This window comes from Bacillus gaemokensis (genome assembly GCF_001590835.1).
In the GTDB taxonomy this organism is placed as follows: domain Bacteria; phylum Bacillota; class Bacilli; order Bacillales; family Bacillaceae_G; genus Bacillus_A; species Bacillus_A gaemokensis.
Genome location: NZ_LTAQ01000070.1, coordinates 96,003 through 111,227, shown reverse-complemented (window position 1 = coordinate 111,227; position 15,225 = coordinate 96,003). Strand labels below are relative to the sequence as shown.

11 protein-coding genes and 4 pseudogenes are annotated in these 15,225 nt (G+C 32.5%); 12 read left to right on the top strand and 3 right to left on the bottom strand.

Annotation, left to right across the window (positions count from 1 at the left end; genetic code table 11):
• The first annotated feature begins 148 nt into the window (after positions 1-148).
• The 7 genes and pseudogenes from yqeK (at position 149) to AZF08_RS27680 (ending at position 7,252) form a co-directional block, all read left to right on the top strand.
• Positions 149-749: pseudogene (gene yqeK, locus AZF08_RS27710) on the top strand (bis(5'-nucleosyl)-tetraphosphatase (symmetrical) YqeK).
• A gap of 38 nt (positions 750-787) precedes the next feature.
• Positions 788-967 (top strand): annotated as a pseudogene (locus tag AZF08_RS29525) (DUF3885 domain-containing protein); the annotation flags it as partial.
• Positions 968-991: 24 nt separating this feature from the next.
• Positions 992-1,696, top strand: a complete 705-nt coding sequence (mtnN, locus tag AZF08_RS27705) for a 5'-methylthioadenosine/S-adenosylhomocysteine nucleosidase (protein WP_033677487.1) — start codon at positions 992-994, stop codon at positions 1,694-1,696.
• A gap of 38 nt (positions 1,697-1,734) precedes the next feature.
• Positions 1,735-2,370, top strand: coding sequence for an SDR family oxidoreductase (locus AZF08_RS27700; RefSeq protein ID WP_033677490.1), 636 nt, complete (start codon positions 1,735-1,737; stop codon positions 2,368-2,370).
• Between the two features lie 292 nt (positions 2,371-2,662).
• Positions 2,663-2,806 (top strand): annotated as a pseudogene (locus AZF08_RS29520) (GNAT family acetyltransferase); the annotation flags it as partial.
• 142 nt (positions 2,807-2,948) lie between these two features.
• Positions 2,949-3,434: an SRPBCC family protein gene (locus tag AZF08_RS27690; protein WP_033677494.1), complete on the top strand. Its 486-nt coding sequence runs from the start codon at positions 2,949-2,951 to the stop codon at positions 3,432-3,434.
• A 647-nt stretch (positions 3,435-4,081) separates the two neighbouring features.
• On the top strand, positions 4,082-7,252 hold the full coding sequence (locus tag AZF08_RS27680) for an ATP-binding cassette domain-containing protein (RefSeq protein WP_033677498.1): 3,171 nt from the start codon (positions 4,082-4,084) through the stop codon (positions 7,250-7,252).
• 984 nt (positions 7,253-8,236) lie between these two features.
• Here the strand turns inward: AZF08_RS27680 and AZF08_RS27675 are convergent.
• Together AZF08_RS27675 and AZF08_RS27670 are read right to left on the bottom strand one after the other, a co-directional pair.
• On the bottom strand, positions 8,237-9,025 hold the full coding sequence (locus tag AZF08_RS27675; RefSeq protein WP_033677499.1) for an SDR family oxidoreductase: 789 nt from the start codon (positions 9,023-9,025) through the stop codon (positions 8,237-8,239).
• A complete protein-coding gene (locus tag AZF08_RS27670; RefSeq protein ID WP_033677500.1) occupies positions 9,025-10,035 on the bottom strand; it encodes an N-acetylneuraminate synthase family protein in 1,011 nt (336 codons plus the stop codon). Before AZF08_RS27670 ends, AZF08_RS27675 begins: the two co-directional genes overlap by 1 nt.
• A 1,157-nt stretch (positions 10,036-11,192) precedes the next feature.
• Here AZF08_RS27670 and AZF08_RS27665 point away from each other — a divergent pair.
• Entirely contained in the window at positions 11,193-12,110 is a 918-nt protein-coding gene (locus AZF08_RS27665; protein ID WP_033677501.1) for an aldo/keto reductase, read from the top strand.
• A complete protein-coding gene (locus AZF08_RS27660; RefSeq protein WP_033677502.1) occupies positions 12,097-12,888 on the top strand; it encodes an SDR family oxidoreductase in 792 nt (263 codons plus the stop codon). Before AZF08_RS27665 ends, AZF08_RS27660 begins: the two co-directional genes overlap by 14 nt.
• A 129-nt stretch (positions 12,889-13,017) precedes the next feature.
• Here AZF08_RS27660 and AZF08_RS27655 read toward each other — a convergent pair whose 3' ends face one another.
• Complete coding sequence (locus AZF08_RS27655; protein WP_033677504.1) at positions 13,018-13,734, bottom strand: SDR family oxidoreductase; 717 nt, start codon at positions 13,732-13,734, stop codon at positions 13,018-13,020.
• 303 nt (positions 13,735-14,037) lie between these two features.
• On the opposite strand from AZF08_RS27655, the gene AZF08_RS27650 reads away from it, so the two are divergent.
• From AZF08_RS27650 to AZF08_RS32320, 3 genes and pseudogenes are all read left to right on the top strand, one after another.
• Complete coding sequence (locus tag AZF08_RS27650) at positions 14,038-14,334, top strand: winged helix-turn-helix transcriptional regulator (RefSeq protein ID WP_051726015.1); 297 nt, start codon at positions 14,038-14,040, stop codon at positions 14,332-14,334.
• Between the two features lie 223 nt (positions 14,335-14,557).
• Complete coding sequence (locus AZF08_RS27645) at positions 14,558-15,007, top strand: helix-turn-helix domain-containing protein (protein WP_082793741.1); 450 nt, start codon at positions 14,558-14,560, stop codon at positions 15,005-15,007.
• Positions 14,949-15,225, top strand: a pseudogene (locus AZF08_RS32320) (transposase); the annotation flags it as partial. The gene AZF08_RS27645 and the pseudogene AZF08_RS32320, both read left to right, overlap by 59 nt.

Below are 15,225 nucleotides of genomic sequence, written 5' to 3'. Positions count from 1 at the left end.
AAACATTTAGGTGTTTGGGAGTTAAGATAGTATATAAAATTTCATGTAACGTATTAAAAAATTTAATAAATATATAAAGAATAAAGATTATAGGAGATTTTGTTGTTTATAATATACAAAATAATCGTTGTAAAAAGGAGAGGATAAGATGACATATGAACATTTATATACATTCGTACCAACCGGAGATTGGGAAAATGATATAAAAAGTTTTTTAGTGCAATACAATCACCTATTTACTTATGAGCATTCTGTTCGTGTTGCAAATGAAGCGAGGAAGATTGCAAAAAGATTCCAAGTGAATGAAGAACAAGCTGTTATTGCTGGTTATTTACACGATATTAGTGCTATCTTTCCAAATAACGAACGCATTGCGGTCGTTATTTGGAATAGAAATATTACAAGAAGAGCGTCAATTTCCAATGATTATTCATCAAAAAATATCGAAGGTAATAGCAAGAGAAATCTTTGAAGTTAAAGATGAAACAATATTAAATGCTATTGGTTGTCATACAACATTGCATAAAGACGCGACTCGGATCGATCTCGTATTATTTGTCGCTGATAAAATAGAATGGGACCAAAAAGGTATACCGCCATATATTGTTGAGGTGCAGGAAGCTTTAGAAAAATCAATTGAGCATGCGGCTTTTGCGTATATTTCATATTTATGGGAAAGAAGAGAGACTCTTAAAGTATTGCATCCGTGGTTGGGGGAAGCTTATTGGGATTTAAAAGCTAAATTATGAATAGCTGATCGGTAATACATGGCGTTTAATAAAAAGAATATATGGATGTGTTTTTTATTAATAAGACGAAAGATATTATTATGTTTATTTACGATGATAGAGGATGTGAGGTAATTGCGAAGAATAAAGAAACAATACGGTATTTATATGAAAAGTATAAAGAGTGGATTCTATGTTATACCCAAGAACATCTAGAGGAATTATTTAAAGGAAAATGAAAATAGGAGGAAGTGAAAAGTTTGATGAAACGTATTGCAATTGTATCTGCTTGGGAACCAGAGCTTACATATTTGCATCAGCATTATCCAAGTCACCGTGTAGAAAAACGAGCAGCCTGGGAGTTTCATTTTCATTCTATAAATGAATTAGAAGTAATATCGGTAATCACGGGGGTTGGAAAAGTAAACTGTGCCAGCTGTGTACAGTTACTAATAAGTGAATTCGGGCCAGAACAATTATTTATGACCGGAATATGTGGAAGTTTATCTGAGAAAGTAAAGAATGGCCATATTGTTGTTGCACTAAATACGTTGCAACATGATGTGAGCGCTGCCGGGACAGGAACAGATAGTTTTGATTTATACACTGGAAGGTCGGCTCCTATTGAAACTACAAAATATCTTGTAAGACAAATGAAAAAGGTACGTTCCTATGATCCAGTGCATTTCGGTACATTTATATCAGGCGATCAGCGTATTCGCAGTACAGAAATGAGATATTTATTACATACTGTATATGGTGCAATAGCTGTTGATCAAGAAATAGCAGCTTTTGCATATGTATGCCATGTGAATAAGAAACCGTTCCTGTGTTTGAAAGCGGCTTCGGATCAAGCGAATGACAAAACCGTAGAAGAACAAAAAGTATTTAAAATGTTAGCTTGTGAGAGAGCATGTGAGTTTTTAATTGCATTTTTACGTGTTTATGAAGTAACTATAGCTCATTAATAATATCATCATTCTATAGAAGGAGTTTAATTATAGCAATGCAAAAAGCAAATAGAATTGCAATTATCGGTGCAAACGGAAAAGCTGGCAAGTTTCTTATAAGTCAAGCACTGCAGGAAGGTTATCTTATTCGCATTCTTACTCGAAATCCAAAAACAATTGAAATATCCCATAAACATCTAGAAGTTGTGAAAGGCGATGCACGAGATATTTCGGCAATACGCCAATTACTTCAAGGTTGCGAGGCAGTCATTAATGCCGTAGGACAGCCTAAAAAAGAATCATATATATTCAGTACGGTTACAAATTATATTTTAGAAATAATGGAAGAATATAAAATAAAACGATATATTCTTGTTTCTGGAGGATCAATGGATGTACAAGGAGATAAAAAGAGTTTTTTTAACAAACTCGGAGCCAAGTTATTTCGGTTGTTTCTTTCAGATATGATGAAGGATAAATATAAAGAATTACAAATGATTCAAAAAAGCAATGTTGAATGGACTATTGTGCGTTTACCTTTTGTTGTGGAGGGAAAAGGCATTGGTAAAATCAAAGAGAGTATAGTAGATTTACCTGGAATGAAAATAAAGAATGGAGATATTGCTCCGTTTATTATAAAGCAAATTAATGATGATACATACAAGCAAAAATGTCCTTTTATTTCAAATTAATAGGGAAAGGTGAGAATAAGGTTTGAATGTTTCTGAAGAGTTTATAACTTTAAAAAGTCATCAAGTTTATATCAAGAAAATCGGGAGGGGTAAACCTTTATTTTTTTACATGGTGGACCAGGGGATAATCATGAATATTTCCTCCCACATGTTGAAGAACTTTCTAATTATTTTACACTTATTTTTTATGATCAAGTTGGTTGTGGGAGAACGGAATCTCATACGAAAAATTATAGTATTAGCCAAGAAGTTGAGTTACTTGAAGAATTAAGAAAACAGTTTGGTACCATCCTTATTACAAATAGCATACAAGGAATTAAACCTCACAACGCTTTCTATCGGTTTCCCTAATAATAGTTTGCTAGAGGGCTATGTAAAGAAATGTGGTTTTGAAAAGAATTCCTTGGCACAATATGAAATGTATCTTGTATTGTAATACTTTATGATGAAAAACCCTTATCTTCATTTAAAATAGAAAGAGAAGTTTTTATTTCCTTTTTAATGTGATTCGTGTACTATTGAATTAGAAATGAAACCGAATGTATGTTCTTTTTTGGTTTCAAATAGGAGTGATAACTATGTTAGCTATAATAGAGAAAAAAGATAATGGTTATGCAGCTCAATTTAATCGATCATTAAATTATTCGGTTGAACAAGTATGGGCTATATTAACAGAAAATGATAAATTAGCAAAATGGATGCCGAACCTTCAAGTGGAAGAGCTTCGCACAGGAGGCATAATAAAATTTGATATGATGGATGATTCCGGAACATTTATTGATATGCCAATTTTAGATTGTCATGTAAACTCTGTATTAGAATTCACATGGGGAGATGATCGAGTTCGATTTGAATTGTATCGGGAATCTGAAGGATGTCTACTATTGTTGAAAGAGTTTATCCATTCAATAACAGATCATACACCGAAAGATTTAGCTGGATGGCATGTGTGTCTGGATGTTTTATCTGCTTTATTAGATGGAGAATATATGGATTTTCCCAAAAAAGAATGGGAGCAATGGTATGAAAGGTATAAGGTTTGTGTTAATAAAATCATAAAATAATCGTTCGTATCGAATCATTTAACATATAGTTATTACATAATAAATAAAGCTTAAACTGTTATTAATACGGGAAGTTATGGGTAATGTGCAATGAAATAAAAATAGAGAAGAGTGAACTAAATATTGTACATGTATTTGATGTGCCACATAGTTTGCTGTTTAGTATGTGGACGGAACCGGAACATCTTTTTCCAACCGAGCAATTGACAGTTTTCCTCTTTCAAGAGACACTCCCTCTAACTTGTTCCAATTGGCAGATAACCATCATAGTCTTTCTTGAAGACTATTTGTCCTCTCTGTAATACGGAAAGCGTCATTTTTAATGGAATAAAGGATTAAGTCAAATAACAAGTTTTGTAATAATTGTAATTTAGCAAACGTGGCAGGATGGTTGTAGAAGCTTTTATAATATAATTGAGAGTTAAGTAAATACTTTGTGGGGTTGCGTTGAAAAAAGGACCACTAATTGCTAGATTTGAGCCATAAAATTGTTTCTTCAAAACGGTATAAGCGAATATATAACAAGAAATTTAGAAATCTTCGTCTACAATTAGTATGAGTTTGTCGATTCGAAAAAACACAACAAATTCATTTGAAGTTTTACTAACATGGCAATACTAACTTTAGAGAATTATAAGGAGATCACAATGAAAATAAATCAATTAATTGCGAACAATATTAACAAATTAGATGTAGCGCTTCCAACTGATCAATCGTTAGGCATTGCTGGTTTATCTGGATCTGGTAAAACAACTTTTTGTCAGACAATTGGTGATGAGTCTAAGAAACGTCTCGTTTCATTATTGCCAAAGGCTGAATATCAGTATTTATTTCCTGATATTATGGAAACAAATTTCAGTGCCATTAATATGGAAGAAATGCCTTTAGTGCTTTTTCTTGGAAGATCATCAATTTCTTCTAATCCACGTTCAACAATTGGCACGCATACTGGCGTATTTACAGAGATTCGTGTAAGACTCGCTGAAAAATACGATCTTTCTCCAGAAGTCTTTTCATTTAATAATGAATTAGGCTGGTGTCCTAAGTGTAAAGGCCGCGGTACTAATAAAAATGTCGAATGTCCTAAGTGTAAGGGAAGGCGTTATAACGAGGAAGTTGAGCAATATACAATCGATTTATTTGGTAAACCGCATAGTATATCAGAAATTAACAACTTAAGTATTGAAACTATTCTTTTGCTATCAAAAGATTTAAATATTAGTGAAGAAAAACAGCATATACTTAAAAACATTATCAATATGAATATGGGTTACTTAACATTAAACAGAATTATGGGTACATTGTCTGGTGGAGAATTAACTCGACTTTACTTGGCAGAATTTATGGCTGTAAGTGAAAATACTATCATTATCATTGATGAAATATCAGTCGGTATTGATCACGAAACATTACTTAAAATTTTAGAACAAATTAAACAATTAGGAAATAAGAATCAAATTTGGCTTATTGACCATTCTGACACAGTGCTCGATACAACAGATGACCAAGTATTCTTTGGACCTGGCAGTGGTAAATATGGCGGAAAAATCGTGGATGAATCACCGCGTCCAAAACCAGTACACTTAGAACGAAATGAGGAAGAGCCAACAGATTACTATCAATTTCATGATTTATATTGCCGTAATATTCAAATGGCCGAAATTAAAATACCAAAAAATAGACTTGTAACCATTACCGGAGAGTCTGGATGTGGTAAATCTACACTTGTCAACGAATGTATTGCCAAAGATTTTCAGAAGCAATACAAAAACGATAAACTCGTTATGGTTGGACAAGATCGAAACCAATCCATTACGAGTCGGTCAACTGTTGCGACTTTTCTTGATATTAAAAAGAAAATCACAAAATATAGTGAAGCAATTGATGATGTTTTCGATCGCTCAATTGAAGATATCATTGATGAACTTCCAAATGAAGGTATCGCACATAAACGTTTGAGCTTATTGATCAAACTTGGACTAGGTTATTTGACTTTAAATAGAAAAACGCAAACATTATCGACTGGTGAATTTCAATGTGTGCATTTAGTCTCGGAACTGTTTGCAAATTCTAGAAATCCTAATACACTTTTCATTTTTGACGAACCTTCAAAAGGTTTATCACAAAATATTTTAAATCAATTTATTGATAGTATCAGGGGCATTCTACAAGATGAATCAGTTTCAATCATGATGATTGAACATAATGCCTATATGATGGAAAGTTCTGATTTTATCGTTGATTTTGGTAAAAGAAAGAATGAACCTGTCACGCATCTTAATGTTGTTAGTCATCATGAATATTATGAGACTAAAAATAGGGAAGATATTGCACTACCATCGCCTATTTCGTCTACACTCAAATCACAAAATGGCATTACGTATTTAAAAGAAAATCATATCGACTATTTTAAAAATGCAGAAAATGTCTATAAGGGCGGTATTTTAAAAAGCTTATCATCAATAGCCCGTTTGATTTATGGTGAATACGATTCTAATATAATTGCACCTGTCATTGCCATTGATCTTGAAAGACATTTGTATAGTCAATATAGTTTCCTTTATGAAATTGGTGGCATGATTAACCATATTATAGCGTCGCATCCGACCAATAAAGATACGAGAAGCTTTGATTTCTTTTCTCAGGACAATCATTGTCCATCATGCTCGGGACGTCTTAAGGTTGAAATATTTGATAAAGACCTTGTGATTCAAGACAAAAATCTTCCATTCTGGGATGGTCTATTCTATCCAGAAGTAATGGAAGTATTAAAATTTTATCAATACCCAAAATTAGAATTTCTATTTGAAGAAATTAAGAATGAGCTTGGTCATGACCTGACGAAAAGCTATAATGAGATGTCAGATGAAGAAAAGCATACATTTTGGTACGGGTATTTTGAAAAGTCATTTTATGATAAGAAAAGCAAGACACGTAGAACTTGGGTAGGTTTTAATACCATCGTTGGTGGATATATTTTCGTTTCAAAATCAATTATTAAAGAGCAAATTAAAGCTTCTAAAGAAGTGATTACATGTCCAATATGTGAGGGTACTGTTTTAAACCACCATAAATCGCTTAAATTTGGAGACACAGATATTCGTGAAATTATCAATCAGCCGATTGACCAAGTGTTGAAAATAGTAGGTGATTTACCTGCACTCGTCAAACTGAAATCTATTGTAGGTGGCGACATGATTTTGACAGAAGATGTCTCTTTACTGCCTAGAAAAACACAAGTCGCACTGAAAATGTTTGAATTAGAACAAGCAAGCTTTACGGGTTACGAAATGGTATTACAAAATGTTTTACCATTCTGGGACACAATCAAAGACAATATCGAATCCATTAGCAATAATAATCAAGTGACCATTTGTGATTTTCCTAATATCAATGAAACAAGAGAAACCATCATAGATAAGTATTTCACAAATGGAAAATACAAAAAACTAACATATGTTTATGAAACATTTGGTTACAAAAAATTAGTTACCCAAATTAATAAAATTAAAAAAAGTCATCCATGTCCATTCTGTAAAGGAAAGAAAGTTATATCAGAAGATAATCTGCATGATGGCGTGTTTAAATTAACAATTCCATGTGTAAGTTGTTATGCAAGTGGCATCAATGATGATGGCCTTAAGGGACTTGTTGAAGGTATACAAGTAAAAACATGGTTAACTGGAACAGTAAGTGATGTTGTTGCTGAAAGCTTAAATATTGAGGCTGTTGCAGATATTCCAATTTTCAATCGTATTCGTGAGTTAAATAAACGAGATATGATGGCGGTTTATCAATGTCTTGAGCAAAATAATTAAATTAGAATTATTAAAAAAATCCATATTTTAAAACAAAGCTAGACTAGATGTCAGCTAGTGATAGAAAACTCATTTGCAATAATAAATTGCAAATGAGTTTTTATGCTATTCTGAAGTGGAGCTTGTTGGTTTAAAAGAATATTAAAAGTGCCAATCTAGATAGACAAAAGAACGGAGAAAATCTACTTATTATCTAAGCACGCCAATCAAAGCAAAAGTCTTTAGGAATGCTTTCAATCTATCGTATAAATGCTTTAATAGAAGGAATGGAATCCCAAATATATAAAAATATTATTCAACAATCGGGCGCTTTTATGAAGTAATTAAATCCTAATTTCTCACTTACACCACCGAGAAACTAGGATTTTTTATATTTGGGTTTCCTTAACGTTGTAAATCCGCATTTTCCTGACTCTACCTCATCATGAAATAAATGATCCAGATAAACTTGTATTTAGTAATTCTTTTTCTGATGAGGAAGGCAATACAGTTCGTGCTCCGTTTAGTCCAACTTGTCCGCTTGAAATTCAAAACATATTGCCATTTGTTGAACAAGATAGGAAAACAAAACTTATTATGCAATAAATCCCTGTATCTGCGAATGAAGGAGAATATAAATCGTTCCAAGAAGGACATGAGGGAGTTAAACAAGGATTTGCTAGGATGTTTGCACAATTAGAGGATTATATTAAGACGGTTAAATAATAGTTCGATAATTAAAGTATACTTAAGAAAAAACAGCAATTTTTTATTGCTGTTTTTTCTTTTTAGATGGCTTTAACACCAGATCGAATGGTTTCAGTTGAAAGTGGTAAAAAACTTGCTTTATTAATAGAAGGGATCACAATATAAAAAAATCCCACCTCAAGATTCTGAGAGAAGCAAGGAAGACAGGTGAGGGATGTGGAACCCCCCACTGATGGAAGTTTCACTTTATTTGACAATCTCATGGATATAAATTTACAACACTATTACAATATTGATTTAGAATACTCCACGAGAAATTCCGCCATCAATTGGAATAAAAGTACCCGTAATAGCACTTGCAGCATCACTAGCTAAAAAAGCTACAACATTGCCAAATTCTATTGGTTCATTATACCTTTTCATGGGTAAACTTTGTGTAATTTCTAATTCAATATCTTCAACATTACGTTTTTGTGTTTTAGACATTTCATTTAATAATTCTAATGCACGGGCAGTTTTAAAAGAACCAGGTCCAACAGTATTAACTGTAATTCCATAACTAGCGAATTGATGAGAAAGAGTTTTTGAAAGAGAAGCTAGTCCAGCCCTATATATATTTGATAAGGTAAGCATTTCTGAAGGCTCTTTCGCAGTAAGTGAAGAATTTATAACAATTCTTCCCCATTTACGAGAGGCCATATCAGGAATTAATTGTTTAGTTAAATAAATTACGGGCAATAACAGATCATTGTGTGCTTTATAGAAATCTTCAATAGTTAAATCTTCTATCGTTCCAGCTTTAGGGCCAGCCACATTTGTAAATAAAATATCAATATTACCCAGTTGATTTTTCCCTTGCATAATAAGTTTATTTAAATCTTCGATGCTAGTTACGTCGGATTGAATTGCTAGAACTTCTCCTTTACTACCTATAGCGCAAATTTCTTTTTTAGCCTTGTCTAATTTTTCACTTCTACTTGTAATAATTACATTATGTCCATCACGATATAATCTTTTTGCAACTGCTAAACCAAGTCCATCAGAACTAGCTAACACTAATGCGGTACGTTTCTCAATTTTATTCATTAAATCTCCTCCAACATATCTTCATATAATTGATCATCTTTACTTACATCATACTTTAAAGTTCTGTCTATAAAATTCTTTGCTTCTGAAGGTTGCGTACCTGTTCCGGGGCGTTTATATGTTAAATCACTCCATTGAATTTTTGTACCTTTGGCCATATCATTACAGGCTACCAAGGATCTACGAGTTAGTATAAAATTTGTGTCATCTGTATGCCGGCGCTTTATGGGTGCTCCTATTGCTTCTTTAATATTACGTATATCAGTTACAAATTGATTTAGTTCATGAGGATTAATAGAAACTTCATAGTCTGGTCTTTTTATTGTAGCGTCTAAACTGAAGTGCTTTTCTATAACGTGAGCACCTAACGTCACTGCTGCTAAGGAGATAGCTGTTCCTGCAGTGTGATCACAGAAACCTACTGGATATTTGAATTTTTTTAGTACTTCCATTACCTTAAGGTCAACTTCATTAGGTGGAGTCGGATATTTAGTATTAGTTTGGTATACAACGACATTTTTCCCACCAGATTTGTCAATCACTTCTAAAGCATCTTCTATTTCAGGTAACAATGCACTTCCAGTAGAAAGAAATATAGGTAAACCGGTTTTTGCACATTCAGCCAAAAAGGGATGGCATGTAATATCCCCGCTAACTATTTTAAGAAAGTCAGCACCCGACTTGACAATAAACTCAAGAGATTTAAAATCTACTACACAAGCCGTCGTAGATAATCCAAATCTATGTGCATCATCAAACAATTCTATAATCTGTTCGTCTGATAATCTCCATTTATCCCAATCTAATTTGGTCTTAGAAGATTTTCTACAATCAATGTCATTATAGGCTATATGCTGAAAAGTAACGGCATCAGCCATACTTAAATTGGCAACTTCGACCATTTTTTTTGCTTCAATAAATGAACCCGCATGATTAATTCCAGCCTCGGCAATTACAAAAACTGATGAATCATCACCAATTAACTTTCCATTAATGTTAAATTTCCGCACCAGCTATCCATCCTTTCTCAAGGTAACTACAAAATTGCAGCAGTTGTATAGAATGTAATTTTTCAAGCGAATTTGTAAGGGTTAGCATAATTTTTTATTATGAAATGTTTAAACGGAAGTGAAATATAGTTATATCTAATCACAGGCTATGACATTGAAATCTTTTTATGATATTATAAATTTTTCGCTTTTTTATTTTTCAACAACTTTAATAACATATGAACTAATAAACGAATTTAGAACGTGAAATAAGTATTTCTCTACAAAAGTATTATTGGATAAATAGGAAATACTGGGTGTATTTTCTGGTGAAGAAACATCAATTAGTAGTGTTCTATGGACTAATGTATTATGAACTTCCAATGTCTTAGATTGTGCAATCTTTTCGTTGTGGCATTTTTTAAGTGAGCTTTTAATTATATTAGAAAGTAATGGATTATCACTTCTTTACCTTTGTGAAACCTAAGGTACCGCTTTCTTTTAAGCATCTGTATATTCGTTTGATTAAATTAAGTTCTGGTAAATATTGAACGGAGAATAAGGAAATATGAGGTTAATGTTTATCTAAAAACAAGAAGTTTTGTCTGATGAGTTCATGTAGGATTTAGTAACATTAGGATAGACTTATCCTCATAATATTTTCATGTTTTATCCGAAATTCAAAATCATTGTACCAAATAGCAGTGACCTTCATATACTGGGTACGACACTGTTTGCCTGTTTTATCCCGTTATTTGCGGGCAGTAAGACCCCACTGATGGAAATTTCACTTTATTTTACGGTGTGTTGTACGAAGTAGCCGATAGGAACGAACATGACTTTCGTTTTTATAAAGACATAAATGATAGCCCATTCTTTCTTGGTGGCACCTTTCGTATGAAAACTTCCGGTAAAATGTCTTCATTGAATGCGTGACATAACTGGTAACAGATTATATTCACATGCACATGTATTCTCTTTAGAGAGATTTTGAAGTAGTTATGATTCTATACGCATTCATTCTAAAAGTTTCATGTTCTATTCTCTTTACATCAACATCTATATACGCGATATTGATTGTGAAAAATGAACAAATAAGGAATTTTTACTGTATATATGGTATCGCCATTTTGTTTAAAATATCGAACTATCCTAAGTGGTTATTACGGAGGTGCTCTATGAAATTAGCATTAGGTACAGTTCAGCTTGGTCTTCATTATGGAATAGGAAATATAATGGGTAAGCCTAATAGGGAAGAGGCTTTAAACATTATCCAATATGCTATAAATAATGGTATTGATGTTTTAGACACAGCTTCCTCTTATGGCAATAGTGAAGCTATTATAGGTGAATATGTCTCAAGTAAAAAAACAGGAAAAAATTTTCGGATTGTAACTAAAATTCCTATGATTGATGAAAAAAATGTTGGTATGGAGCATTTAGATAGGCTAATTGATAAATATATTAAACAATCTATAATGAATTTGAAAACAAAAAGTCTAGACTGTTGCCTATTACATGATTCTAAAAATATTGATTCCCATAATGGATATATAATTCGAAAATTAAATACATTAAAATTAAAGGGAGAAATCAAAAAGATAGGTGTGTCCATTTATACACCTGATGAAGTTAGAAAGTTTTTGAAATTTGATTGTTTTGATATTATTCAAGTCCCTTTAAATATATTTGATCAGCGTTTAATTTATTCAGGTCTACTAAAAGAATTGAAAACAAAAGGAATAGAAATACATGCAAGGAGTCCATATCTCCAGGGACTGTTATTAATGGATGTAGAAGAAATTCCTGATTATTTGAACATTGCTAAAAAACCAATAAAAGAACTTGAACTTCTAGCTAAAGAGTTTAATTTAAGTAGAGCACAATTAGCTTTATTATTTGTTCGAGAAATGAAAGAAGTTGACAAAATAATTATTGGATGTGAAACAGTAAACCAATTAAAAGAAAATATTCAAATCTGTAATTTACCCTTATTAGAAAGGGAAGTTCTTACTTCCGCAAAGAAATTATTTAAGGATATACCTGAGATAATTATTAATCCAAATCTATGGAGGATGAGTAATGAATCAACATGAATTATTTAGTTTAGAAGGACAGAATGCAATTGTTACTGGTGGAGCCGGTTATCTAGGTTCTGCAATTTCTGAAGGTCTGGCTAAATATGGTGCAAATGTTATGATAGTTAGTAGGAGCAAAGAAAAATGTATGAATTTAGCCAATCAGTTAAATCAAAAGTATAATGTGAATTGTCAGGGGTATGGTCTAGATGTTTCAGATAGTAATTCAATAAAGCATACATTTGAGGAAATTTATAATTCTATTAATAAGATTGATATTCTGATTAATAATGCTTACTTTGGAGCAGGAAAGGTTATTGAAAAAATGACAGATAGGGAGTGGGAAACAGGAATTGACGGTTCAATAAATAATGTGTTTAGAGTTACAAAAACGGCATTACAATATATGTTATTACAGAATAAAGGTAATATTATCAATATCTCTTCAATGTATGGTGTTGTTTCCCCAGATCCTTCTATTTATGGTGATTCAGGCTTTAATAATCCTCCTAATTATGGAGCTGGAAAAGCTGCTATCATACAATTTACTCGGTATCTTGCATGTCACTATGGTTTAAAAGGAATTAGAGCTAATTCTATTTCTCCAGGTCCATTTCCTAATGAGGAAGTTCAGAAAAATAAAGAATTTATTCAAAATTTAAATAAAAAAACAGCGCTGGGTCGTATTGGAAATCCATGGGAATTACAAGGATTGATTGTCTTTCTTTCATCTAATGCTTCAAGTTATGTAACAGGGCAAAATATTTGTATTGATGGTGGCTGGACATCTTGGTAATGCATAGTTAGAAAGTCGAAATTGTAAGCAGAAATCCTTTCTCCAACTAAATCTCCTCACTTGATATAAAATGAGGAGATTTTTAACGTCAAGTATCAACGAAGTTTCATAAAATTTCTTTTATTTCTGTTAGTGCAATGTGTAACCTCCATCTGGAAAAAGAACGTTTCCTGTTGTAAAGCCATTCTCCATTAAATAAAGTACAGTATGAGCAATTTCCTCATTATATCCAACGCGCCGTAAGAGGGTAATTGTTTTATACTCTTCAAAAGAAGCTGCTCGTTTCGTTCCTTCTTGTCCATCTCTCCATATAGTTCCTGGGGAAACTATATTTACTCTAATAGGAGCTAGTTCAACAGCTAGCGCTTTTCCTAGACTTTCTATAGCGCCATTACAGGCTGCGTAAGAAGCCCCATCTGTAAGAGGTCTCTGACTGAAAGCTCCGGACATTAAAACGATGGAACCTGATTTTGAAATAAAATTAGCTGCATATTTTGCTGCATAATACTGCGGCCAAAATTTCCCTATAAAACTACTTTCAGCAACTTCAGCAGAGGCAGTTATTGGTCCACGCACGTAAGAAGCTCCTGGGGTGAATAGATGGTCAAATTCTCCAAATTTCTCAAAAAAGCTTTGTAATTGATCTTTTTTTTTGTTATCTAATTCATAAGTTTGAATGGAATCAGTGCTTAAACTTTGTTGGGCATTCTCTAATTTTAATTTGGAGCGTCCGGCAATAGTTACCTTTGCTCCTTGTTCCATTGCTTGTTTATCGGTAGCTAATCCAATACCAGAACTTCCACCAATTATTACAATATGCTTAGCCTTTAACGACGTTACAGACATAAATAATTCGCTCCTTTTCTTTATGAAAAATATATAGTGACAATTGATTATTAGCCTTCACCAATCGGGCTTTTACGGGATAATTGGCTGATTCGCAAGGTAAGATAATTCATAACAGATAGATCATCTTATATTTTTATTATTGGATAAAAAATGAACATTGAAAAGTACGCACTTTATATGGAGTTAGTCGTAAAATTCGTACGAATGGATATAGAAGGGATAACTTGAATGGAGAAACTTGTAAAATATAAAAATCTCGACATATGATATATCATGGGATAGAGGAGATGATATAACACAATGAATTTACATGAACCTAGATTGAAGGGAGTTATTGCAACCTTACAAGTAATCGGTGGGAAATGGAAACCACTTATTTTGTTTATTTTATTAACAGATGGAACAAAGCGGTTTGGAGAACTAAAACGTCTCATACCAGAAATCTCACAAGGAACATTAGCAAAGCAACTCCGAGAATTAGAACAAGATCGACTGATTAGTCGTGAAATCTTTCAAGAAATTCCTCCAAAAGTTGAATATAGTTTATCGGAGCATGGAAAAACGGTGAGCGTTGTTTTAGATAGTATGTGTGGTTGAGGAAGAGGACATTTAGATTTCATGAATGAAAAAGAGAAAAACGGAGAAATTAATAATTTGTAAAAAATTCACATCAGACTAGATTTAGAATGCATTTTAGGTATTATAATTTTATTATGTAAACTTATATAATAAAAGAATCTATTTTGGAAAAGCTTGATATGCTCCCCATTAGGTAGACAGATAAAAAATAAAATTTGTTTATCTAAGGGGAGTATTTTCTATGGCTCGAATAAAGTATTCTAAAGCTGAAAAATTGGCTATTTTAACTCTTTATAAAGATGGTCATCATTCAATAGCTGACATTACRGMWAAGTTTTCTGTTGATCCTGGKACGATTAGAGATTGGAAGAGAAGATATGAAATGAATGGTGAAGACGGTTTAACAGAAGCGACTTCTTGGAAGTCTTATTCAAAAGAGCTAAAGTTAGCAGCCGTCAATGATTATCTATCAGGACATTATTCGTTAAGCAAGGTTATCCAAAAATACAATATATCCAGTACTGCGGTTTTGGGAAAATGGATTAAAAAGTATACTAGTCATAGAGAATTAAATGATACCGGTAAAGGAATGACAAACTCTATGACAAGTAGAAGAAAAACATTAGAAGAACGAATTCAAATTAGGAAACGGAAGRAAAACATATTTAAGCGCCATTTTAGATCTTTATGATGGCTCTATTATTAGCTATGTRTTGGGTCATTCAAACAATAATAAATTGGTATTTCAAACATTGGACCAAGCTATCACTATATTAAAAGAAAATGAACAACCATTGATTCATAGTGATCGAGGGTATCAATATACGTCACATGGGTTTAAGAGAAAAATAGAAAAAGCAAACATGATTCATAGCATGTCCCGTGTAGGAAAATGTATAGATAATGGAT

What these genes read in the sequence shown, in the direction of transcription:
- AZF08_RS27650 (WP_051726015.1), top strand. Translation starts at nt 14,038, where the DNA reads ATGAATTTACATGAACCTAGATTGAAGGGAGTTATTGCAACCTTACAA.
- AZF08_RS27655 (WP_033677504.1), bottom strand. Translation starts at nt 13,734, where the DNA reads ATGTCTGTAACGTCGTTAAAGGCTAAGCATATTGTAATAATTGGTGGA.
- AZF08_RS27690 (WP_033677494.1), top strand. Translation starts at nt 2,949, where the DNA reads ATGTTAGCTATAATAGAGAAAAAAGATAATGGTTATGCAGCTCAATTT.
- mtnN (WP_033677487.1), top strand. Translation starts at nt 992, where the DNA reads ATGAAACGTATTGCAATTGTATCTGCTTGGGAACCAGAGCTTACATAT.
- AZF08_RS27680 (WP_033677498.1), top strand. Translation starts at nt 4,082, where the DNA reads ATGAAAATAAATCAATTAATTGCGAACAATATTAACAAATTAGATGTA.
- AZF08_RS27665 (WP_033677501.1), top strand. Translation starts at nt 11,193, where the DNA reads ATGAAATTAGCATTAGGTACAGTTCAGCTTGGTCTTCATTATGGAATA.
- AZF08_RS27675 (WP_033677499.1), bottom strand. Translation starts at nt 9,025, where the DNA reads ATGAATAAAATTGAGAAACGTACCGCATTAGTGTTAGCTAGTTCTGAT.
- AZF08_RS27660 (WP_033677502.1), top strand. Translation starts at nt 12,097, where the DNA reads ATGAATCAACATGAATTATTTAGTTTAGAAGGACAGAATGCAATTGTT.
- AZF08_RS27700 (WP_033677490.1), top strand. Translation starts at nt 1,735, where the DNA reads ATGCAAAAAGCAAATAGAATTGCAATTATCGGTGCAAACGGAAAAGCT.